The sequence below is a fragment of the Enterobacter cloacae complex sp. 2021EL-01169 genome (genome assembly GCF_020733125.1).
Taxonomy (GTDB): Bacteria; Pseudomonadota; Gammaproteobacteria; order Enterobacterales; family Enterobacteriaceae; genus Enterobacter; species Enterobacter roggenkampii.
The window spans coordinates 167914-190969 of sequence record NZ_JAJFTC010000002.1; the positions used below are offsets into that span (position 1 = coordinate 167914).

The 23056-nt window shown below is 55.8% G+C and carries 20 protein-coding genes; 9 read left to right on the forward strand and 11 right to left on the reverse strand.

Going from position 1 to position 23056, the window contains the following annotated elements:
- Nucleotides 1-39: 39 nt before the first annotated feature.
- Complete coding sequence (gene matP, locus LLF79_RS07200; protein WP_008499929.1) at nt 40-492, reverse strand: macrodomain Ter protein MatP; 453 nt, start codon at nt 490-492, stop codon at nt 40-42.
- Nucleotides 493-678: 186 nt separating this feature from the next.
- On the opposite strand from matP, the gene LLF79_RS07205 reads away from it, so the two are divergent.
- Both LLF79_RS07205 and fabA read left to right on the forward strand, forming a co-directional pair.
- Nucleotides 679-2439: a Lon protease family protein gene (locus LLF79_RS07205; protein WP_023343697.1), complete on the forward strand. Its 1761-nt coding sequence runs from the start codon at nt 679-681 to the stop codon at nt 2437-2439.
- A 68-nt stretch (nt 2440-2507) separates the two neighbouring features.
- Nucleotides 2508-3026 (forward strand): 3-hydroxyacyl-[acyl-carrier-protein] dehydratase FabA, encoded by a 519-nt coding sequence (gene fabA, locus LLF79_RS07210; RefSeq protein ID WP_008499931.1) that lies wholly within the window; start codon nt 2508-2510, stop codon nt 3024-3026.
- Between the two features lie 70 nt (nt 3027-3096).
- On the opposite strand, the gene rmf is transcribed toward fabA, so the two are convergent.
- The 6 genes from rmf to rlmKL all read right to left on the reverse strand — a co-directional run bounded on the left by rmf (nt 3097) and on the right by rlmKL (nt 11024).
- Nucleotides 3097-3264, reverse strand: coding sequence for a ribosome modulation factor (rmf, locus tag LLF79_RS07215; protein ID WP_013097261.1), 168 nt, complete (start codon nt 3262-3264; stop codon nt 3097-3099).
- Between the two features lie 256 nt (nt 3265-3520).
- Nucleotides 3521-4087: a membrane integrity-associated transporter subunit PqiC gene (gene pqiC / locus LLF79_RS07220; RefSeq protein ID WP_227879315.1), complete on the reverse strand. Its 567-nt coding sequence runs from the start codon at nt 4085-4087 to the stop codon at nt 3521-3523.
- Nucleotides 4084-5724 carry an intermembrane transport protein PqiB gene (gene pqiB, locus LLF79_RS07225; RefSeq protein ID WP_227879316.1) on the reverse strand — a complete coding sequence of 547 codons (1641 nt, stop codon included), beginning with the start codon at nt 5722-5724 and terminating at the stop codon, nt 4084-4086. The genes pqiC and pqiB overlap by 4 nt, the downstream gene beginning before the upstream one ends.
- 4 nt (nt 5725-5728) lie before the next feature.
- A complete protein-coding gene (gene pqiA / locus LLF79_RS07230; RefSeq protein WP_008499934.1) occupies nt 5729-6982 on the reverse strand; it encodes a membrane integrity-associated transporter subunit PqiA in 1254 nt (417 codons plus the stop codon).
- Nucleotides 6983-6995: 13 nt separating this feature from the next.
- The gene (locus LLF79_RS07235; RefSeq protein WP_008499935.1) at nt 6996-8903 is read right to left on the reverse strand and encodes an ABC transporter ATP-binding protein; all 1908 of its coding nucleotides are present in this window, start codon (nt 8901-8903) and stop codon (nt 6996-6998) included.
- A gap of 12 nt (nt 8904-8915) precedes the next feature.
- Complete coding sequence (gene rlmKL / locus LLF79_RS07240; RefSeq protein WP_227879317.1) at nt 8916-11024, reverse strand: bifunctional 23S rRNA (guanine(2069)-N(7))-methyltransferase RlmK/23S rRNA (guanine(2445)-N(2))-methyltransferase RlmL; 2109 nt, start codon at nt 11022-11024, stop codon at nt 8916-8918.
- A 98-nt stretch (nt 11025-11122) separates the two neighbouring features.
- Here rlmKL and LLF79_RS07245 point away from each other — a divergent pair, with 98 nt between their 5' ends.
- Nucleotides 11123-12232, forward strand: coding sequence for a YcbX family protein (locus LLF79_RS07245; protein WP_227879318.1), 1110 nt, complete (start codon nt 11123-11125; stop codon nt 12230-12232).
- Here the strand turns inward: LLF79_RS07245 and zapC are convergent.
- Together zapC and pyrD are read right to left on the reverse strand one after the other, a co-directional pair.
- Nucleotides 12229-12771, reverse strand: a complete 543-nt coding sequence (gene zapC, locus LLF79_RS07250; RefSeq protein ID WP_032651189.1) for a cell division protein ZapC — start codon at nt 12769-12771, stop codon at nt 12229-12231. The two genes, LLF79_RS07245 and zapC, sit on opposite strands and share 4 nt — an antisense overlap.
- A gap of 166 nt (nt 12772-12937) precedes the next feature.
- Nucleotides 12938-13948 carry a quinone-dependent dihydroorotate dehydrogenase gene (pyrD, locus tag LLF79_RS07255; protein WP_008499939.1) on the reverse strand — a complete coding sequence of 337 codons (1011 nt, stop codon included), beginning with the start codon at nt 13946-13948 and terminating at the stop codon, nt 12938-12940.
- A gap of 249 nt (nt 13949-14197) precedes the next feature.
- Here pyrD and ssuE point away from each other — a divergent pair, with 249 nt between their 5' ends.
- From ssuE to ssuB, 5 genes are read left to right on the forward strand one after another with little or no spacing between them, the layout of a single operon-like run.
- Nucleotides 14198-14773 (forward strand): NADPH-dependent FMN reductase, encoded by a 576-nt coding sequence (ssuE, locus tag LLF79_RS07260; protein WP_008499940.1) that lies wholly within the window; start codon nt 14198-14200, stop codon nt 14771-14773.
- On the forward strand, nt 14766-15728 hold the full coding sequence (locus tag LLF79_RS07265; RefSeq protein ID WP_196095770.1) for a sulfonate ABC transporter substrate-binding protein: 963 nt from the start codon (nt 14766-14768) through the stop codon (nt 15726-15728). The genes ssuE and LLF79_RS07265 overlap by 8 nt, the downstream gene beginning before the upstream one ends.
- Nucleotides 15725-16870 carry an FMNH2-dependent alkanesulfonate monooxygenase gene (gene ssuD / locus LLF79_RS07270; protein WP_227879319.1) on the forward strand — a complete coding sequence of 382 codons (1146 nt, stop codon included), beginning with the start codon at nt 15725-15727 and terminating at the stop codon, nt 16868-16870. The genes LLF79_RS07265 and ssuD overlap by 4 nt, the downstream gene beginning before the upstream one ends.
- Nucleotides 16871-16879: 9 nt before the next feature.
- Nucleotides 16880-17671, forward strand: coding sequence for an aliphatic sulfonate ABC transporter permease SsuC (gene ssuC / locus LLF79_RS07275; RefSeq protein ID WP_032674474.1), 792 nt, complete (start codon nt 16880-16882; stop codon nt 17669-17671).
- Nucleotides 17668-18438 (forward strand): aliphatic sulfonates ABC transporter ATP-binding protein, encoded by a 771-nt coding sequence (gene ssuB / locus LLF79_RS07280; protein ID WP_008499944.1) that lies wholly within the window; start codon nt 17668-17670, stop codon nt 18436-18438. The genes ssuC and ssuB overlap by 4 nt, the downstream gene beginning before the upstream one ends.
- A 50-nt stretch (nt 18439-18488) precedes the next feature.
- On the opposite strand, the gene pepN is transcribed toward ssuB, so the two are convergent.
- Nucleotides 18489-21101, reverse strand: a complete 2613-nt coding sequence (gene pepN / locus LLF79_RS07285) for an aminopeptidase N (protein ID WP_032651183.1) — start codon at nt 21099-21101, stop codon at nt 18489-18491.
- A gap of 424 nt (nt 21102-21525) precedes the next feature.
- Between pepN and LLF79_RS07290 the strand changes: the two genes are divergently transcribed.
- A complete protein-coding gene (locus tag LLF79_RS07290) occupies nt 21526-21792 on the forward strand; it encodes a DinI family protein (RefSeq protein WP_023292714.1) in 267 nt (88 codons plus the stop codon).
- Between the two features lie 94 nt (nt 21793-21886).
- On the opposite strand, the gene LLF79_RS07295 is transcribed toward LLF79_RS07290, so the two are convergent.
- Complete coding sequence (locus tag LLF79_RS07295; RefSeq protein WP_227879320.1) at nt 21887-23020, reverse strand: tail fiber domain-containing protein; 1134 nt, start codon at nt 23018-23020, stop codon at nt 21887-21889.
- Between the last annotated feature and the right edge of the window lie 36 nt (nt 23021-23056).

Sequence of the window (23056 nt, forward strand, 5' to 3'; positions counted from 1 at the left end):
CAATGCGGGGTTTTTTATTGTCTGAAGAAAAGTAAAAAACTACTTTTTACCCAACAGCGCCTGAAGGTCATTCTTCAGTGTCGACATCTGGTTGGCGTACTTCTCTTTATGTTCTGCATCCTCAATCAACTGCACGATAGTTTCCGACAGCGTTTTACCCCGTCGTTGTGCCAGCCCGGCCAGGCGCTGCCAGACAACAAATTCCAGATCGATTGATTTTTTGCGAGTGTGCTGGTGCTCAGCATTAAAATGCCGTTTGCGTCGCGCGCGGATAGTTTGCTTCATCCGGTTTAACAATGCAGGATTAATGTGTTTCTCAATCCAGCCGTTGACCTGTACCGGTTCGTTTTCGAGGGTCAGCAAAATATCCACGGCTTCTTGCGCAGCGCTGGCTTCGATGTAGCAGGTGATCAGCTCCCCTTCACGGTGCTTTTTGACCAGGTACTTCCATTTCCAGCCGCTTTCGAGATTTTCCAGTTGTTGATATTTCATTGCGATCTCAGTGTTACCACGTAACTCTGTTCAGAATATCAGTTTTTTAGCAATCTGCTGAAAAGAAATCATATCCTGTGAGTGAATGCAGCCAATCACCCTGTCGAAATCCCCAATCCTGCTTGGGTAGAGCCCCCCGCTTACGGTATACTCCACGCTTTTACATCTGACTATAAAACATCAACTTTGACCATTACGAAACTTGCATGGCGTGACCTTGTTCCGGATACCGAAAGTTATCAGGAACTGTTTGCACAGCCAGATCTCGCAAAAGAACACGAATTCATCCTTAGCGATACGCAGCCCCGTTTGCATTATGCGCTGGAGCAGGTATTAAGCCCCTGGGCAACTGCGCCTTTCATGCTGCTAAAAGCCCCGGAAGAAGCGGAATACCTGACGTTGTTCGGGGATGCCGTGCGTCAGCTAAAGCCGGAAGCGAACGCCGTTTTTGGCGGCCAGTATCGTATCGCTGGACATGATGTCACTTTCGAACCGGCGGCGCAGGCTGACGGCCTTTTTGCCGCTAAGGGCGAGGTGATTACCGCGAACTGGGTCGAGGCTGAACAACTCTTTGGTTGTCTGCGCCAGTTTAACGGCGAGCTTTCGCTGCAGCCTGGGCTGGTACATCGCGCAAATGGCGGTGTCCTGATCATCTCGCTGCGTACCCTGCTCTCGCAGCCGCTGCTGTGGATGCGTCTGAAAACCATCGTGCATCAGCAGCGTTTCGACTGGGTCGGCTACGATGAGTCTCGTCCTCTGCCTGTCTCGGTTCCGTCTATGCCGCTGTCATTAACCGTCGTGCTGACGGGCGACCGTGAATCGCTGGCAGACTTCCAGGAAATGGAGCCTGAACTGGCTGAACAGGCGGTGTATAGCGAATACGAAGACAATATCCAGATTGCCGATGCCGACGATATGGCGCAGTGGTGCCAGTGGGTGATGGCCGTTGCTGAACGTTTTGCGCTGCCAACGCCTGCGGCTGACGCATGGCCAGGCCTGATCCGCGAAGCGGTGCGTTATACCGGTGACCAGGAAACGCTGCCACTCTGCCCGCTCTGGATCGGCAAACAGCTGCGTGAAGTGGGCGTGGTGAGCGGTAGCGGTGCGTTCACCGGGGAGCAGCTCACCCAGATGCTGGCTCAGCGTGAGTGGCGGGAAGGCTATCTTGCTGACCGTATGCAGGATGAAATTCTGCTGGAACAAATTCTGGTGGAAACCGAAGGCGAACGCGTCGGACAGATCAACGCCCTGTCGGTGATTGAATTCCCTGGCCATCCGCGCGCGTTCGGGGAGCCGTCCCGTATTAGCTGCGTTGTGCATATTGGCGATGGCGAGTTTACCGACATCGAACGCAAAGCCGAGCTGGGCGGAAACATTCACGCCAAAGGCATGATGATCATGCAGGCATTTTTGATGTCTGAACTGCAGCTTGAGCAACAGATCCCCTTCTCCGCCTCGCTGACGTTTGAGCAGTCCTACAGCGAAGTGGATGGCGATAGCGCCTCTATGGCTGAACTGTGCGCCTTAATCAGCGCTCTGGCGGAAGTGCCCATCAATCAGAACATCGCGATCACCGGTTCGGTGGATCAATTCGGTCGTGCGCAGCCTGTGGGTGGCCTCAACGAAAAAATTGAAGGCTTCTTCTCTATCTGTCAGCAGCGCGGTTTAAACGGCAAGCAGGGTGTGATTATTCCGGCTCCCAACGCACGCCATTTAAGCCTCAGCCAGGAGATTCTGGATGCGGTTGAACAAGAGCAGTTCGCTATCTGGGCCATCGAAGGGATTGAGGATGCACTACCCTTACTGACAAACCTGGTATGGGATGGCGAAGGGCAAACCACCCTGATGCAGACTATCCAGGAGCGCATTGCTCAGGCAACACAGCAGGATGCTCGTCACCGTTATCCATGGCCGTTACGCTGGCTGGGCTGGTTTAGTTCGAACTGATCGGACTTGTTCAGCGTACACGTGTTAGCTATCCTGCGTCCTTCACTAAAATAAGGCTTACTGAGAACATGGTAGATAAACGCGAATCCTATACAAAAGAAGATCTTCTTGCCTCTGGTCGCGGTGAACTGTTTGGCGCGAAAGGCCCACAGTTACCGGCCCCGAACATGCTGATGATGGACCGTGTCGTGAAAATGACCGAAACCGGCGGCAACTTCGATAAGGGTTACGTAGAAGCAGAACTCGATATCAACCCGGACCTGTGGTTCTTCGGTTGCCACTTTATTGGCGATCCGGTAATGCCTGGCTGTCTGGGTCTGGATGCCATGTGGCAGCTGGTTGGCTTCTATCTGGGCTGGCTGGGTGGTGAAGGTAAAGGCCGCGCGCTGGGCGTGGGCGAAGTAAAATTCACCGGCCAGGTTCTGCCTACGGCGAAGAAAGTGACCTATCGTATTCACTTCAAGCGCATCGTTAACCGCCGCCTGATTATGGGCCTGGCAGATGGCGAAGTGCTGGTAGACGGTCGTCTGATCTATAGCGCAAGCGACCTGAAGGTTGGCCTGTTCCAGGACACGTCCGCGTTCTGATCGTGCTTTCGCACCTCCAGAAAGGCGAAACCTCCGCATTGCGGAGGTTTCTTTTTTGAAAGAGACGTTATCAGGCTATGAGTGCCCTGTCGCCGATGGCTTCTCGCCAGCCTCCAAGCCATTGTGACCTTTGATTTATCGTCTGATAAGGACACATTTCTTTAGAACGTCCAGCGATGCCGGCCTGATAACCACGTTGATGAGCCCGTTCCAGGCGATCTCGTTTCTGTCTCTTCATGCCTCGTTTCCCTCATTCTTTTGTCTGGTGGAAAGAAAACAGTGTCTGCACTATCTGCACAGGCACAGATAACGAATACCCCGAATTAGTCGCATCGTCAATGTTCAAAATTCATACGGGTGTCATATTTGTGAGCTAGCTGGAAGTTCATTTGTACAAAAATTGTGACGTGGCACAAGTAACAACCTGAGTTGAAAACGAAAAAAAAACCGCAATCAGCGACAGACCGATTGCGGTTTCTGATGATGAATTTTACTTATGGCAGTCGGGAAATCTCTCTCGCGATACTGGCCGACTCCTGCGCCCATCCCTGAGCCAGGACTTTCACCATTTCGTCATAGCCATCTTTCTGCTGCTTCAGCTCCAGATGGAAAGGACGCTTAATCAGCTGCCCCTGATGGTTCAGCAACCACTCCCCGCTGATGACCACCGCTCCGTCATAACGGCCGTGGAAGCCCGTTACGTTGACGTTCAGCGTATCCTGATCGTTACCCAGCGGCTGCGACGCGACTACCCATCCCGGAAGTTGGCTGCCCAGATTGGCCACCAGCGTGTTGCGCAGCTGCTGATCCAGCGGGCTGGCCCACAGGTTGTTGGTCGCAATCACGTATTTCACGTCGCTGGTCTGATAGACCACGCCGTTTCCTGCCAGATAATCCGGCACGGCGACTTGCTCAACCCACAGCTGGCGGTTTCCCTGACTGGCCGTGCTTTGCCCACCGCTGTGGGTTGCCACAGGCAGCTGATAATAGCTTTTATTATCTCCCCCTGAACTGCACGCCGTTAACAGCAGAGCGCCAACCATCAATAGCCATTTTTTCATTCTTTTGCCCTCTTCGGCTCAGGATCCTTTTTATCTTTCGCTTCGAACACCAGCGCATTGCTCTTCTCGTTGAGCGTTTTCAGCACCGGCTGCAGTTCACGCAGGACCTGATCAAGACGCTGCATATCTGCCACTATCTTGTTATAGGCCGCTGATCCCGGCTGGAAGCCCTGCATACTGCGGTTCAGCTCACGCAGCGTTTTCTGCATGTCCTGCGGCAGCTGCTGCATGCTCTGGCTCGCCGTAATCTTGTTGATGTTATCCAGCGTGGTTTGCAGACGGCGCATCGTTGCCTGGCTTTCGCTCAGCGAGTTTGTTGCCGCTTCAATCATCGGATTCAGTGGCAGATTGTTGATCTTATCCAGCGTCTCCATCAGACGCTGCTGGATCTGCGCCAGACCGCTGCTCACCGTTGGGATGATCTTGTAGCCACCGAATTCACGGATACCGGTAATCGGCGGTGCTTTCGGGTAGAAGTCCATATCCACATACAGCGCACCGGTTACCAGGTTGCCGGTTTTCAGCGACCCGCGCAGACCGCGTTCCATCAGCTGGGTGATATGAGTCGCGATATCCTGATTTTCACCAATCTGATTAAGCAGACGCTCTGGTTCAATGCGGATCAGTACCGGAATGCGGTAATCATCATCCAGCACCTGCTGAAGGCCCGGAACGAAGAACGGCACTTGCCCAACCGTACCGAGACGAATGCCGCGGAACTCAACAGGCGCCCCCGGCTGCAGGCCGCGAACGGAGTCTTTAAAGAACATCAGGAAGTCAACGTGATCGGTATAGAGCGCATCCTGAATGCTTTTTTGATCGTCAAAGAGACGGAAAGCGGTGTTCTCTGCGACTGGCTGCCCTAAATCCAGGCCCTCCGGCACGTCAAAACTCACGCCGCCACCAAACAGCGTGGTCAGCGAACCCATTTCAACGCGCATGCCTGCCGAAGTCAGATCCACCGCGATCCCGCTGTCTTTCCAGAAGCGGACATTACTGGTAACCAGGCGATCGTTTGGCGCATTAATGAAGAGCTGATAGCTGATCGCGCGTTTCTGTGGATCAAACGTGCTTTTCTCAACCGAACCGACGCGGTAGCCGCGGAACAGAACCGGGTCGCCCGCCGTGAGCTGACCCGCTTTTTTGCTGTCGAGGATCACGCGGATGCCCTTGGCATCAGGCGGTGCAAGCGGCGGTGAATCCAGAAGCTGGTATTGGGCCGGCTGGTTACCCTTAGCCCCCGGCTGCAGCTCAATGTAGGCACCCGAGAGCAGCGTCCCCAGGCCGCTGATCCCTTCACGCCCCACCTGCGGCTTAACGACCCAGAAAACGGAATCGCCGTGCAGCAGTTTTTCCATGCCGGCATTCAGGCGCGCCTTAATCTCCACATGGGTTAAATCGTCGGTCAGGGTTGCGCTTTCCACCACGCCCACATCCACGCTACGGCTTTTGATGGTCGTTTTACCGCCCTCAATCCCCTCGGCATTGGTGGTTATCAGCGTCACTTCCGGCCCCTGATGGCTGTAATGATAAAACAGGATCCAGGCACCGATCAGCGCAGTCACGATGGGAAAAATCCACACCGGAGACCAGTTTTTGACCTTCTGCACTTTCGCCTCTCCACTCTTATTTTCCATGCTCTTACTCTTCCTCATGGCTTGATTCAGGCTCACGATCCCACGATAAACGAGGGTCGAAGGTCATGGCCGCAAACATGGTCATGATCACGACCAGTGCAAACATTAAAGCCCCCATCGCAGGATAAATACTCATCAAACCGCCCATCCGCACCAGCGCAGAGAGAACGGCGATGACAAACACGTCAATCATTGACCAGCGTCCGACAAACTCGACCACTTCATAAATCAGGTGCATGCGTTCGCTGTCGCGTTTCCCATGACCTTTCGCATCCCAACAGAGCCAGGCGATGGCGATCATTTTTAAGGTGGGCACCATAATACTGGCGATAAAGATGACGCCAGCGACCGGATAGGAACCTTCGCCCCAGAGCAGTATCACCCCGGCCAGGATCGTCGAGGGCATTTTGTCGCCGAGCAAATCGGTGATCATGATTGGCAGAATATTGGCTGGCAGATACAGCATGACGGACGTGACCAGCAGCGCCATCGTCCACTGCAGGCTATTTTTACGGCGCACGTGCCCTTTCGTTTCGCAGCGCGGACAAACGTCGAGATCGGCGGGCAGCACGGCGGTACAGCACGGGCACGAGCGAAGCCCCTGGCGAATGCCGGGCACGCCGACCTTCACCGTCTGCGCAAGCGTCGGTGCCGGGGCGATATCATCCCACGCCCAGCGTCTGTCCACGCACTGGAAAGCGCGCAGCTGCAGGACGCAGTACAGACACCAAGGAATAAAGCTGCTGCCAATCCCCACGTCGCCGTAGGCCATCAGCTTCACGAAACTGACCAGGATCCCCGCCAGAAAGATCTCGGCCATCCCCCAGCTTTTGAGCTGAAACAGAATACGCGCAAGTCGGATTTTCAGCGGTGCCGGCATCCTGACGCGGTTCACCAGCAAAAGGATGACGACCAGGCAAAAAGCCGGGACTATCTGGACAAACAGGAGAAAGAAGGTCCCCAGGCTGGCGTAATCTTCCGAGAACATCACGCCCGGGATTTCAAGCAGATCCACCTGACTGGTGATCCCCCCCACCTTCATGTAGATGAAGGGGAAGAGATTAGAGAGCAGCAGCATAAACAGTGCTGCCAGCGCGTAAGCAGTGGGACGCTGCCGCGGCGCGTCCCACTCGGTTGTCAACGTCGCGCCACAGCGTGGACACAGGGCTTTATGTCCGTGACCAAGCTCTGGCAACGCCACGAGCATATCGCATTGCGAGCATAAAATATGCCTGTCGGCATGGTGCTGGTCACACATATGTTATCCCTGTTTATGCGCCGTTTTTCAGAGACTCAAGGTACTCCCAGCGCTCAAAGGCGTCTTCCAGGGCTTTTTCAGCCGCGGACATTTCAGCCAATACTTTCTGAGTATAGTCATGCGATTGGGTAAAGAATGACGCATCAGCAACCTGTTTTTGCAGATCCTCAAGCGCAGCCTCCAGCTCTTCAAGACGCTGCGGTAGCCCCTCCAGTTCGCGCTGCAGGTTATAGCTTAGTTTAGCCGAGGTTTTCTTGACAGTTTCTGCTTTTGTTACAGCAGGTTCAGAACTTATTTTGGACTTTGACTGCTTCGTCGCCAGCGACTGTGCCTGCTGCCCTTTTGCATCGTGATAACCGCCGACATATTGACCAATTCGCCCTTCACCTTCGAAGATCCAGCACTCGGTCACGGTGTTGTCAACGAACTGACGATCGTGGCTGACCAGCATCACGGTGCCCTGATAACCGTCAATCAGTTCTTCCAGCAGTTCCAGCGTTTCGACATCCAGATCGTTGGTCGGTTCATCGAGGATCAGCAGGTTGCTTGGCTTCAGGAACAGGCGCGCCAGTAGAAGACGGTTGCGCTCACCGCCTGACAGCGCGCGCACCGGCGTCATGGCACGCTTCGGATGGAACAGAAAGTCCTGCAGGTAGCCCAGCACGTGGCGCGGCTTGCCGTTCACCATCACTTCCTGCTTGCCTTCGGCGAGGTTGTCCATCACCGTACGGTCCGGATCCAGCTCCGCGCGGTGCTGGTCGAAGTAGGCGACCTCCAGCTTGGTCCCGCAGTGAATGCGGCCGCTGTCGGCCTGCAGCTGGCCGAGCATCAGTTTCAGCAGCGTGGTTTTACCGCAGCCGTTCGGGCCAATCAGGGCGATTTTGTCGCCGCGCTGAACCTGTGCCGAGAAGTCTTTCACCAGCACTTTACCGTCAACCTGATAGTTAACGTTTTCCATTTCAAAGACAATCTTGCCGGAACGGGACGCCTCTTCCACCTGCATTTTGGCGCTGCCCATCACTTCACGGCGTTCGCTGCGCTCGCGACGCATCGCCTTCAGGGCGCGCACGCGGCCTTCGTTACGGGTACGGCGGGCTTTGATGCCCTGGCGGATCCAGACCTCTTCCTGCGCCAGCTTGCGGTCAAACTCCGCATTCTGCAGCTCTTCCACGCGCAGGTTTTCTTCTTTTTCCAGCAGATACGTATCGTAATCGCCGGGATAGGTCACCAGCTTGCCGCGGTCGAGATCGACAATGCGCGTCGCCATATTGCGAATAAACGAACGGTCGTGCGAGATAAAGATGATGGTGCCGCTGAAGGTTTTCAGGAAGCCTTCCAGCCAGTCGATCGCTTCGATATCCAGGTGGTTCGTCGGTTCGTCCAGCAGCAGCACCTTCGGCCCGCTGACCAGCGCACGGCCCAGGGCCGCTTTACGCAGCCAGCCGCCGGAGAGCGCCGACAGCTCCATGTCGGGTTCCAGCCCGAGCTGCGCCAGCACTTCATTAATGCGGTTTTCAAGCTGCCACAGACCGTGGTGATCGAGCATCTCCTGCACTTTTGCCAGTTCGTTGAGGTTTTTGTCGCTCGGATCGGTCATCACCAGATGCGAAATCTCGTGATAGCGCTTCAGGTATTCAGCCTGCTCGGAGATCCCTTCCGCCACGAAATCGTACACGCTGCCGGTCACGTGACGCGGTGGATCCTGCTGCAGGCGGGAGACAATCAGATCCTGTTCGTAAACAATGCGCCCGTCATCCAGGCCCTGTTCACGGTTAAGGATTTTCATCAGCGTGGACTTACCCGCGCCGTTACGGCCCACCAGACAGACGCGCTCGTTATCTTCGATGTGCAGTTCTGCATTGTCGAGAAGCGGTGAGTCGCTAAAAGAGAGCCACGCGCCGTGCATACTAATTAAAGACATTTATTTTTCCTTTCAGACCGCGGTAATCAACCAGCAGTTATGGATTTGACGGTTACGGGCAAAGTCCTGAGACAGCGTTTTTTGGCTGATTTCTTGTGCTTTCAGTCCCAGGGCTGCTAAGCCGTCATGATCCATACGGAAGCCGCGTTTGTTGTTCGAGAACATAATGGTGCCGCCTTTACGCAGCAGGCGCTTCAGGTCGGTCATCAGGCGCAGGTGATCGCGTTGAACGTCAAAGCTATCTTCCATACGCTTGGAGTTGGAGAAGGTCGGCGGATCGATAAAGATCAGGTCGAACTGCTCGTCGGTGTCGCGCAGCCAGCCCAGCACGTCAGCCTGCATCAGGCGATGCTGACGCCCGGTTAAGCCGTTAAGACGCAGGTTGCGCTCCGCCCACTCCAGATAGGTGCGGGACATATCCACCGTGGTGGTGCTGCGCGCGCCGCCCAGACCGGCATGCACGCTGGCGCTGCCGGTATAGGAGAAGAGATTCAGGAAGTCCTTGCCCTTGCTCATCTGGCCCAGCATGCGACGGGCGATACGGTGGTCGAGGAACAGGCCGGTATCCAGATAGTCGGTCAGGTTGACCCACAAGCGGGCGTTATATTCGCCCACTTCGATAAAGTCGCCCTTCTCGCCCATTTTCTGGTACTGATTTTTGCCTTTCTGACGTTCACGGGTTTTCAGCACCAGCTTGTTTGGCGCAATACCCAGCACGGCGATGGTGGCGGCAATAACGTCCAGCATGCGCTGACGCGCTTTTTGCGCATCAATGGTTTTCGGCGGCGCATATTCCTGAATCACCACCCAGTCCGCGTAGCGGTCAACCGCCACGTTGTAGTCCGGCAGGTCGGCATCATACAGGCGGTAGCATTCAATGCCCTCCTGCTTCGCCCACTTCTCAAATTTCTTCAGGTTCTTGCGCAGACGGTTAGCGTAATCTTCCGCCACGCCGGACGGCTTGCTGTCGGCCGCTTTCTCCGCCAGATGGTAGTTTTTCTGCACGCAGTCCAGCGGGCCGTTTTTCGCCTTAAACTGGCGATCGGCACGCAGCTGCAGGCAGCTCAACAGTTCCGGTGAGGCGCTAAACAGAGAAAGATTCCACCCGCCGAAATAGTCTTTCATGTTGCGGCCCAGCAGGCTGTGCAGAGCAATCAGCGCAGGCTCGCTGTCCAGACGCTCGCCGTATGGCGGGTTGCTGATAACGGTACCGTACGGGCCTTTTGGCAGCGGGTTGGTCAGGTTTGCCACGTCTTTTACTTCGAAGGTGACCAGCTCGCCGATACCGGCACGGCGGGCGTTGCTGCGCGCGCGCTCAATGACGCGAGGGTCGCTATCGGAGCCGTAGAAATGAGAGGTATATTCCGCCAGCCCCTTACGTGCGCGGGTCTGCGCGTCGTCTTTGACCTCTTTCCAGAGCGCTTCATCGTGCTGCGCCCAGCCTTTGAAGCCCCACTGGCCGCGGTGCAGTCCCGGGGCGCGGTCGGTGGCCAGCATGGCCGCTTCAATCAGCAGGGTACCGGAACCACACATCGGGTCGAGCAGCGGCGTGCCCGGCTGCCAGCCGGAGCGCGTCACAATGGCGGCCGCCAGGGTCTCTTTGATGGGTGCCATGCCGGTACGATCGCGGTAGCCGCGCAGGTGCAGGCCCGCGCCGCTCAGATCGAGAGAGATACTCGCCGTGTCGCCGTTCAGCCAGACGTTAATACGCAGATCCGGGTTTTCACGATCGACGTTTGGACGTTCCTTATTTTTACGCGTAAAGCAGTCCACAATGGCGTCTTTTACGCGCAGGGCACCGTACTGGCTGTTGCGGATCTCGTCGTTCACGCCGTTGAAATGCACCGCAAAGGTGGCATTCGGGGTGAAGATCTCTGTCCAGTCGATCATCTGTACGCCGGTGTAGAGGTCAAGGTCGCTATAAACCTTGCACTCCTTCATCGGCAGCATGATGCGCGACGCCAGGCGGCTCCACATCAGGCTCTGGTAAATAAGCCGCGTGTCGCCCTCAAAATGGACACCACCCTGAACCACCTGACACTCTTGTGCGCCCAGGCTTTCCAGTTCAGTTTTTAACAGCTCTTCCAGCCCACGGGCCGTACTGGCAAACAGAGAATTCATATCGTCACTTTTACTCTTAGAAAATTGTCGCGCATTATAGCTAATATGGCGTGTATGTCATAAAGTTGAAGGCTTATTTTCATTCGAGGGAGTGTGCAGTGGCGACGTTATCCAGGCTTTTTATTCATCCGGTGAAATCCATGCGCGGCATCGGCGTCTCTCACGCGCTGGCCGACATGAGCGGATTCGCCTTCGATCGAATTTTTATGGTCACCGAGCCTGACGGTACGTTTATTACCGCACGCCAGTTCCCTCAGATGGTTCGCTTTACCCCTTCCCCGCTTCACGACGGTTTGCACCTTACCGCGCCGGACGGTTCCAGCGCGGTGATTCGCTTTGCTGATTTTGCGCCCGTCGATGCGCCAACGGAAGTGTGGGGGAACCACTTTACCGCGCGCATCGCCCCGGATGAAATTAACCGCTGGTTAAGCGGCTTCTTCTCCCGCGACGTGCAGCTGCGGTGGGTTGGGCCTGAACTGACGCGTCGCGTGAAGCGACACGACGCCGTTCCCCTCTCCTTCGCCGATGGCTTCCCGTTCCTGCTGACGAACGAAGCCTCGCTGCGTGATTTACAAGGCCGCTGCAAAGCCAGCGTTCAAATAGAGCAGTTCCGTCCGAACCTGGTGGTGACGGGTGCCGAGGCCTGGGACGAAGATACCTGGAAAGTGATCCGCATTGGCAGCGTCATTTTTGACGTGGTGAAGCCCTGCAGCCGCTGCATTTTCACCACGGTGAGCCCGGAGAAAGGCCAGAAGCATCCTTCCGGCGAACCGTTGAAAACCCTGCAATCATTCCGCACCGCGCAGGATAATGGCGATGTCGATTTCGGCCAGAATCTGATCCCACGCTCCAGCGGCGCGATCCGCGTCGGCGATGAGGTCGAAATTCTTGCTCGTGGGCCAGCGAGAGTGTACGGCTCGGGTCAGGAGGAGGAGTTTGTCGACGTTGAGACGAACGTCGCCTCTGCGGTAGATATTCACTGGCAGGGCAACGTGATCCGGGGTAATAACCAGCAGGTATTGCTTGAGCAGCTGGAACAAGCTGGGATCCGCATCCCCTATTCCTGTCGCGCGGGAATTTGCGGATGCTGCCGCATCAGGCTGGTGGATGGCGAAGTGAGTGCGTTGAAAAAATCGGCAATTGGAAATGACGGCACAATTCTGTGCTGTAGCTGCGTCCCGAAAACGTCCGTACAGCTGGAAGCTTAAACCGCCTGCTCGAGGCTGAAGGCATCCACGCGAAGCTGGGGCTTCAGCCTGTCGTTCATGACCTTAATGGCATCCCCGAGCTGCATCGTCCGCCCGGCAATCGTCACGCCAGGCTGGGCCAGCAGGCAGAGCGCGGCATTTTCGCCTGGCTCCACCACCAGCAGGCTCACCTCTTCTGCGGTATCGCTCAGGTTGACGCTGGCCGCATCCCCCGTTGCCGGGGTCCAGTTCATGCCGTGCGGCAGGAAATGCCAGCTCTTTGGCATTTGCGGTTTCAGGAAACGGATAGCCACCAGCGCATTTAATACCAGCTCGGCACGCTGCTCTTTCGAGAGCACCAGATCGCGACATTTTTCCTCAAAGGAGAAATACAGCGCAGCGTCATCAACGCAAAAGCCTGACGGGGAAAAGGCGTCCGGGGTTAACATTCGGCGGGCAAAACGAGAGCGAAACAACATGCCATTGGCTAAGTCGAGCATCATTCGGTCATGCTCGTCGCAAAAATACCAGCGCCAGTTATCGTCAGGTTTAATTCGCATGTTTCTCTCCCGTCCCCGAAACGTCCTGTACTAAAAATGTCCTGTTTGCCGCTTCGTTTATAACATCATTAATAAAAGACTATAATGTCTAAATAAGCAACAGTGACGGAATATAAAACAACCAGGGCTGGAAATAAAGCCCCGGTTGTCTGATTACGAGAAAAGATTAGATATGCGTAACGATTTCTTTAATCAGCGGCGGTCCTTTAAAAATAAAGCCGGAATAGATTTGCACCAGTGACGCACCCGCCGCCATCTTCTCACGCGCAGCAATCACGGAGTCAATGCCGCCGACGCCAATAATCGGCAGGCGGCCATTTAATTCCGCAGACAGGGCACGAATAATTTCGGTGCTTTTTAATTGCACCGGACGGCCACTTAACCCACCCGCTTCGTCACAGTTTTTCATTCCCTGCACGAGGGAACGATCGAGCGTGGTATTGGTCGCAATTACACCATCAATATTATGGCGAACCAAACTGTCGGCAACCTGGATCAATTCTTCGGCAGAAAGATCCGGGGCGATCTTAACCGCGACCGGAACATATTTGTGGTGGATCGCCTGGAGTTCATTTTGCTTATTTTTAATGGCACTCAGAAGATCGTCCAGCGCTTCACCATATTGTAAGGATCGCAGGCCCGGGGTATTGGGTGACGAAATATTCACCGCAATATAACCGGCATAGGCGTAGACTTTTTCCATACAAATCAGATAGTCATCTTTACCCTGCTCGACCGGCGTGTCTTTATTTTTGCCGATATTGATGCCCAGTATTCCGTCAAAGTGGGCTTTTTTTACGTTCTCGACCAGGTGATCAACACCGTGGTTGTTGAAGCCCATGCGGTTGATCAGCCCTTCGGCTTCCACCAGTCGGAACAGGCGCGGTTTGTCATTTCCCGGCTGCGGGCGCGGGGTGACGGTACCGATTTCAATGGAGCCAAAGCCCATCGCGCCCAGGGCATCAATGCACTCGCCATTTTTGTCCAGACCGGCCGCCAGACCCAGCGGATTTTTAAAAGTCAGCCCCATGCACTGCACAGGTTTTACCGGCACATGCTGGCGCACCAGCGCGGCCAGAGGCGTGCCGGTAATACGACGTAATTGCTGGAATGTAAATTCATGAGCGCGCTCAGGGTCGAGCTGGAAAAGGGCTTTACGAACGAAGGGGTAGTACATGAACTCTCCTGGATTCCCGGTGTGCAAACCGGGAGGGGATTATGGGCGATCCCATCGCGAAAGGGAATTGACCTGCGGCAAAAAAAACCGCGTAAAACGCAATCGTTTACCTCCCCGTCCATTTCTTATGCACTTTTTCGCATTTTAATTGCAGATAAATCATTTAGTGGAATAAACGCGCGGTGTCACACTCCTTAAAATTGTTATGAATGTTAGATAAAAGCAAACAATTAGTTATAAGGAGGTAGTATGCGCGTCATTACCCTGGCCGGAAGTCCACGATTCCCTTCGCGCTCCAGCGCCCTGCTGGAATATGCCCGTGAAAAACTGAATGCTCTGGATGTGGAAGTGTGCCACTGGAACCTGCATAACTTCGAACCTGAAGATTTGCTCTACGCCCGTTTCGACAGCCCCGCGCTGAAAACCCTCATTGAGCAACTTAACGGCGCGGACGGCCTGATCGTCGCAACGCCCATCTATAAGGCCTCCTTTTCCGGGGCCCTGAAAACCCTGCTCGATCTGCTTCCGGAACGCGCGCTGGACGGCAAGGTGGTGCTGCCGCTGGCAACGGGCGGTACGGTTGCCCATTTACTGGCCGTGGATTATGCCCTGAAGCCGGTGCTGAACGCGTTGAAAGCGCAGGAGATCCTCCACGGCGTTTTCGCCGATGACTCGCAGGTCATCGACTATCAACACAAACCCCACTTTACGCCTAACCTGCAAACACGCCTCGATAACGCTCTGGAAACGTTCTGGCATGCCCTTCACCGAAGAGATATCCAGGCCCCGGCGTTTGGTCAGCCTCAAGGAGTCGCACATGTTTAAAACGTTAACCCGCATCGGACTGGCCGGTTTGATGGCGCTTACCCCGCTGGCCCATGCCGCAGAAACGGCTCCGGAAAGTTTACGCATCGGGTATCAGAAAGGCAGCGTCAGCATGGTGCTGGCAAAAAGCCACCAGCTTCTGGAAAAACGCTTCCCGGACACCAAATTCTCCTGGGTGGAGTTCCCGGCCGGCCCGCAGATGCTGGAGGCCCTGAACGTGGGCAGTATCGATCTCGGCAGCACGGGCGATATCCCACCTATATTCGCCCAGGCCGCGGGAGCGGACCTCCTCTACGTTGGCGTTGAGCCGCCAAAGCCTAAGGCCGAAGTCATTCTGGTGCCTGAAAACAGCGACATTAAAAGCGTCGCCGATCTTAAAGGTCATAAGGTCGCTTTCCAGAAGGGATCCAGCTCACACAACCTTTTGCTGCGAGCTCTGCAAGAGGCCGGGCTTAAGTTCACCGACATTCAGCCCGTTTACCTGACACCTGCCGACGCGCGCGCAGCGTTTCAGCAGAAGAACGTTGATGCCTGGGCCATCTGGGACCCGTACTACTCCGCCGCATTGCTGCAGGGTGGCGTTCGCGTGCTGAAAGACGGTACCACGCTGAAGCAGACCGGCTCGTTCTATCTGGCCGCGCGCCCTTATGCGGAAAAGAACGGCGCATTTATTCAGGGCGTGCTGGATACCTTTACCCAGGCCGATGCCCTGACTCAGAGCCAGCGTCAGGAGAGCATTGCCCTGCTGGCGAAAACCATGGGCTTACCTGAGCCGGTGATCGCGAGCTATCTCAACCACCGTCCGCCGACCACCATTACGCCGGTGGACGCACACGTCGCCGCACTTCAGCAACAAACGGCTGACCTCTTCTATCAAAACCGCCTGGTTCCAAAACAGGTCACTATTCGCGAACGCATCTGGCAACCCGCAGGCAAAGAAGGAGCTAAATCATGAGTCTGAATCTTTTCTGGTTTTTACCCACCCACGGTGATGGACACTATCTTGGTACAGAAGAGGGTTCACGCCCGGTTGACCATGGCTACCTGCAGCAGATTGCACAGGCGGCGGACCGAATCGGTTTCACCGGGGTGCTGATCCCGACCGGACGATCATGTGAAGATGCCTGGCTGGTCGCCGCGTCGATGATCCCGGTCACCCAGCGTCTGAAGTTCCTTGTCGCGTTACGCCCGAGCGTCGTCTCCCCTACCGTGGCGGCACGTCAGGCGGCCACGCTGGACAGGCTGTCCAACGGCCGCGCCCTGTTTAACCTGGTGACGGGCAGCGATCCACAGGAGCTGGCGGGCGACGGCGTGTTCCTCGACCATACCGAACGCTATGAGGCCTCCGCCGAGTTCACCCGCGTCTGGCGACGCCTGCTGGAAGGGGAAACCGTCACCTTTGAAGGTAAGCATATTCACGTTCGCGACGCGAAGCTCTACTTCCCGCCGGTGCAGCAGCCGCGCCCGCCGCTCTATTTTGGCGGGTCGTCGGATGTAGCCCAAGATCTGGCGGCGGAGCAGGTCGACTTCTATCTGACCTGGGGCGAACCGCCTGAGCTGGTGAAAGAAAAAATCGCTCAGGTTCGCGCGAAAGCGGCCGCCCATGGCCGCAAGGTGCGCTTCGGTATTCGCCTGCACGTGATTGTGCGTGAAACCAATGATGAGGCCTGGCGGGCGGCGGACCGTCTGATTTCTCATCTGGACGATGAGACCATCGCCAAAGCGCAGGCCGCGTTTGCCAAAACCGACTCCGTCGGGCAGCACCGGATGGCGTCCCTGCACAACGGCAAGCGCGAGAATCTGGAGATCAGCCCGAACCTGTGGGCGGGCGTCGGTCTGGTGCGCGGCGGTGCGGGTACGGCGCTGGTCGGCGACGGCCCGACCGTGGCCGCGCGCATCAATGAATACGCCGAACTGGGTATCGACAGCTTTATTCTCTCCGGTTATCCGCACCTGGAAGAGGCGTACAAGGTCGGCGAGCTGTTGTTCCCGCATCTTGATGTCGCCATTCCGGAGGTTCCGCAGCCGCAGCAGCTCCAGCTGCAGGGCGAAGCCGTGGCAAACGAATTTATTCCACGCAAAGCCGCACAGAGCTAAGGAGGGACCATGTCTGCCACCTCACAAAAATGGCTGCTGCGTGCCGCGCCGTGGTTTTTACCCGTCGGCATCGTGGCGCTCTGGCAGCTCGCATCGTCCACCGGCTGGCTGTCGAGCCGCATTCTGCCCTCTCCGGAGGGCGTTGTAGAAGCGTTCTGGTCGCTGAGCGTCAGCGGAGAGCTGTGGCAGCATCTGGCGATCAGCTCCTGGCGCGCCGCGATCGGGTTTTCCATCGGCGGCAGTATCGGGCTGGTTCTGGGTCTGCTGAGCGGCCTTTCACGCTGGGGCGAGCGGCTGCTGGATACCTCCATCCAGATGCTGCGCAACGTGCCGCATCTGGCGCTGATCCCGCTGGTCATTCTGTGGTTTGGGATTGATGAGAGCGCCAAGATCTTCCTCGTGGCGCTGGGCACGCTGTTCCCGATTTACATCAACACCTGGCACGGCATCCGCAATATCGATCGTGGTCTGGTGGAGATGGCGCGCAGCTACGGCTTATCGGGTTTTTCCCTCTTTGTTCATGTGATTCTGCCGGGCGCCCTGCCCTCCATTATGGTCGGGGTGCGTTTCGCGCTCGGCCTGATGTGGCTGACGCTGATTGTGGCGGAAACCATCTCAGCTAACTCCGGGATTGGTTATCTGGCAATGAACGCCCGCGAATTCCTGCAAACGGACGTGGTGGTAGTTGCCATTATCCTTTATGCCCTGCTCGGCAAACTCGCTGACGTCAGCGCCCAGTGGCTGGAGCGCAGCTGGCTGCGCTGGAATCCGGCCTATACCCTTCAGGAGGCGAAAGCATGAATACTGCACGACTGAATCAGGGGACCCCGTTACTGCTGAACGGTGTCACCAAACGCTACGGCGATAACACCATTCTTAACGGGCTGGATCTGCATATTCCCGCCGGACAGTTTGTGGCCGTAGTCGGGCGCAGCGGCGGCGGCAAGAGTACGCTGCTACGGCTGCTGGCCGGACTGGAAGCCCCCAACGGCGGCGACATTCTGGCAGGAACGACGCCGCTTTCGAATATTCAGGACGATACCCGCATGATGTTCCAGGATGCACGCCTGCTGCCGTGGAAATCGGTTATCGACAATGTCGGGCTCGGTCTTAAGGGTAACTGGCGGGATGAAGCCCGCCAGGCGCTGGCTGCCGTTGGGCTGGAAAATCGCGCCGATGAATGGCCTGCTGCCCTTTCGGGTGGGCAGAAGCAGCGCGTGGCGCTGGCGCGGGCGTTGATTCACCGTCCGGGCCTGCTCTTGCTCGATGAACCACTGGGCGCGCTAGACGCCCTGACGCGAATCGAAATGCAGGATTTGATTGGTTCCCTCTGGCAGACGCACGGCTTTACGGTACTGCTGGTGACGCATGACGTGAGCGAAGCCGTTGCAATGGCCGACCGGGTGCTGTTAATAGAGGAAGGGAAAATCGGTTTGGATCTGACGGTGGATCTTCCGCGGCCTCGTCGCGTGGGTTCGGCAAGACTGGCGGAGCTGGAGGCAGAAGTGCTGGATCGGGTGATGAAACGCGGGGGCACGGAGTTACAGCGAGCTAAGGCTAATGCCTGATGCCCTCACCCCCGGCCCTCTCCCACAGGGAGAGGGAGGGTAAACTTTTATTACGCTAACGCTTTAGCAATCTTCTCGTACAGATCGCCAGACAGGTTTTCCAGCCCTTTCAGCTGCTCGAGCGCGGCACGCATCTTCGCCTGACGCTTCTCATCGTAGCGTTTCAGGCGGATTAGCGGCTCTATCAGGCGCGACGCCACCTGCGGGTTACGGCTGTTCAGCTCGGTCAGCATTTCCACCATGAACTGATAACCGCTGCCGTCTTCGGCGTGGAACGCGGCGGGGTTGCTGCTGGCAAACGCGCCAATCAGCGAGCGCACGCGGTTTGGGTTGCTCAGGGTAAAGGAACGATGCTTCAGCAGGCTGCGCACCTTGCTGAGCGCATCGGCCGCCGGGCTGGTCGCCTGCAGGATGAACCACTTATCCATTACCAGACCATCCTGATGCCACTTGTCGTCATACTCCTGCATCAGCGCATCGCGGCACGGCAGTTCGGCGGCAACGCTTGCGCCCAGCGCGGCCAGCGCGTCGGTCATGTTATCCGCTTCGTGATACTGCTTGCTCACCAGGGTGTTCGCCAGCTCGGTTTCACCAAACGCCAGATAGCGCAGGCAGGTGTTACGCAGAGAACGTTTACCAATGTCCGCGTGCTCAACGCGATAAGCGTCAAGCTTGTTGGCGTTATAAATGGCAAGGAACTCGTCAGCCAGTTCAGCAGCCAGCGTACGGGTCAGCGCTTCACGCACCGCCACGATCGCGATCGGATCGATAATCTCGAACAACTCCGCGATTTCCGTTGCTGACGGCAGGGTCAGAATTTCAGCGGCCAGCGCCGGGTCAATCTTCTCATCCAGCAGGATCGCGCGGAACGCGTCAGCCACGTGAACAGGCAGCGACAGCGGCTGACCCTGCTGGTGACGGTTTACGTTGATCTTGATGTAGGTCGCCAGCAGGCTTTGCGCCGCATCCCAGCGGGAGAAGTCGTTGCGGGCGTGACGCATCAGGAACGTCAGCTGCTGATCGCTCCACTTGTACTCCAGCTTCACCGGCGCGGAGAATTCACACAGCAGCGCAGGCACCGGCTGGAAGTAGACGTTATCGAAGATAAAGGTCTGCTCGGCTTGGGTCACGTTCAGCACGTGGTGTACCGGGTGGCCGCCCTTCTGCAATGGAATGACTTTGCCCTCGTTATCGTACAGCTCAATGCTGAACGGAATATGCAGCGGGTATTTCTCTTCCTGCTCTGCCGTCGGCGGCGTGCGCTGGCTGATGGTCAGCGTGTACTGCTCGGTTTCCGGATTGTAGTCGTCTTTGACGGTAACAACTGGCGTACCGGCCTGGCTGTACCAGCGGCGGAAGTGGGAAAGATCGACATTAGAAGCATCTTCCATTGCCTGCACAAAATCGTCGCAGGTGGCCGCGCTGCCGTCATGACGCTCGAAGTAGAGCTGCATCCCTTTCTGGAAGTTCTCTTCACCCAGCAGGGTGTGGATCATGCGGATAATTTCAGCGCCTTTCTCATACACCGTCAGGGTGTAGAAGTTGTTCATTTCGATGACTTTATCCGGACGGATCGGGTGCGCCATTGGGCTGGCATCTTCCGCAAACTGCAGGCCGCGCATGGTACGCACGTTATTGATGCGGTTCACCGCGCGTGAACCCAGATCGGAGCTGAACTCCTGGTCACGGAAGACGGTCAGGCCCTCTTTCAGGCTCAGCTGGAACCAGTCGCGGCAGGTGACGCGGTTACCGGTCCAGTTGTGGAAATATTCGTGGCCGATGACGCGTTCGATATCGAGATAATCTTTATCGGTGGCGGTATCGGTGCGCGCCAGCACGTATTTGGAGTTAAAGACGTTCAGGCCTTTGTTCTCCATTGCGCCCATGTTGAAGAAATCAACGGCAACGATCATATAGATGTCGAGGTCATATTCGAGGCCAAAGCGCTCTTCGTCCCACTTCATGGAGTTGATGAGCGAGGTCATCGCCCACGGCGCGCGGTCCAGGTTACCACGGTCAACAAACAGCTCCAGCGCCACTTCGCGGCCTGAGCGCGTTTTGAAGGTGTCGCGCAGCACGTCGAAGTCCCCCGCCACCAGCGCAAACAGGTAACACGGTTTCGGGAACGGATCCTGCCACTGAACCCAGTGACGGCCATTCTCCAGCTCGCCTTCGCCTACGCGGTTGCCGTTGGAGAGCAGGAAGGGATACAGGGTTTTATCGGCGATGATTTTGGTGGTGAAGCGCGCGAGGACGTCCGGGCGGTCGAGATACCAGGTAATGTGGCGGAACCCTTCCGCTTCACACTGGGTACACAGCGCCACGCCTGACTGGTAAAGCCCTTCCAGCGCGGTGTTGGCGGCCGGGCTGATTTCATTCACGATGCGCAGCGTAAACTGTTCCGGCAGGTTGTCGATGACCAGCTGGTTGTTTTCTTCTTTATAGTCTGACCAGGCTTCATCATTAATATGCAGGGAGACCAGCGTCAGGTCTTCGCCATCCAGACGCAGCGGCACAGCAGTTGCGCTGTGGCGCGTCACCTGACTCACCGCCGTGACAACGGTTTTAGTGGCATCCAGGTCAAAAGTCAGATCGATTTCGCTAATCAGATAATCCGGCGCACGGTAGTCGTGGCGGTATTTGGCTTGTGGCTGTTGTGTCATAGAAAACCTTATGCATCGTTTGTCGAGTAACGTTTCAATATATTCCTGTTGCGCAAAACGCGCTATGCAGAATGTTCATCTTTTCAGGGTCAACACCCTTTTTTGCTACATTTGTATAATATGAACTCATAGTTTTTAAAATCGATAAAGATCGTCCAGGAGCGCTTTAAACAAGGGATGAGCGAGATCGAGATAAAGCTTGATTAACGAACTTTAACGAACTTCACAGACCACTTTTGCCCCATCCATGCCCCACGCATAATTATAGTCAGCGCCAGGCCACATCAGCCCTGTAGGGCAAATCGACAATAAACACGCCAGCAGTTTGTTCCCCAAAATTTAAAAACAAGTGGTTCATGCCTTGACAGACAAAACCGCCAAAGCAAAAATACTGTATATTCACACAGTAATTAGCGGAGCACGTATGTTTGTAGAGCTGGTTTATGACAAGCGTAATGTTGAGGGGCTCGAAGGGGCCAGAGAGATCATACTGGCCGAGCTGACGAAGCGGGTGCACCAGATTTTTCCTGATGCCGAAGTGAAGGTGAAGCCGATGCAGGCAAACGGCTTGAATAGCGATGCCAGCAAAAGCGATCGGGAAAAACTGAACCGCATGCTGGAGGAAATGTTTGAAGAGTCCGATATGTGGCTGGTCTCAGAGTTCCCGACTGTTCGCCAGGTTGGCCTGTAGATATTGTTCGGGTAATATTCCCGGAGTTTGCTCGGGCATGAACACTGAGCAACCAGCCGCCGCCCATTCTTGCATACGATGGGAGGCGGCTTACTCAACTTCCAGACTGCAACGCTTCGACCTGTTTCTTTAAATCTTCAATTTGATCCATTAAAGCCAGAATAGCTTCATGGTGAAGCGCTGCTGAAGCGCCGGTAACATCGACCGATAAGGTTTTCTCAACTACCGTTCCGTCTTTAAGCTCAGTACGTCCGCCCTCAAATACTGCCGTGGGTATGACTTCCATAAGTTCCTGCGCAATAAATCCCTGACCCGCCGGCGCATCATCAAGGCGGTCCCAGGTATATCCGTGCATCATGCGCATTTTCTCAAGCGGGTTTTCTATGACCTTTATATTAGTCTTGATGTCTTTATCGGAATTGCTCAGCCATGAACCGGCATTCGCAACGGCATTACCTGATAACTGGAAATCCCATGAAACGTTACGTGACGCAGTATCGATACCCATGAGTACGTTACTGACCTCATAATCGCCTGAGGTGTTGTACTGCATGATGACATAACCATCTGATGCGGGACGCCTGAACATCAGTCCGGAGCCATTCTTCACACCAGCGCCAGGGTTAAACACATTAAGTTCAACCGTGCTTCCGAGTTGTGGGTCAACTTTGAAAAGTTGCTTTCTGATACCGCTACTGTTTTCAGTTGCCAGATCTCCCAAACCGAGGTTTGTGCGAGCGCCTGATGCAGTTGTCGAACCGGTACCGCCCTGTGCTACAGATAGCGCTGTAGTCAGCCCGGAAAGGCTGGTAATGTCACTGTTTGCCCCTTTCCTGGCCAGTGATTTCTGACCCGGCACCGTGACAGCCACGCCGTTAATCGTGATGGTGACGTCTGTGGTGCCGTTCATCACATCAGCAAAACCGCTCATATAACGCTGGTACATCGTGAACGTTTCAGCAATGTCCTGCGCCAGTCCATCCACGCTCAGGCTGTCGCTCAGCAAAATCGAATACTTTGTTCCCGCAGGGATTGCAGGATTTGCTGCTGGTGTCACGGTGAGACTGGTTGCCCCGCCGATGGAGGTGATCTGGAATACCTGCGGAGGGCTAGTCAGTGCGATGACAGTACAACCGTTACGAATTAACGAGCCAACTGCAGTAAAGTTTGTTCCCGTACCTGTTAGGGTATTTCCGCTGATGGCAATAGTGCCAGTGGTATAAATCATATTTTCTCCAGGTAATAAAAAACCCCGCCATGGCGG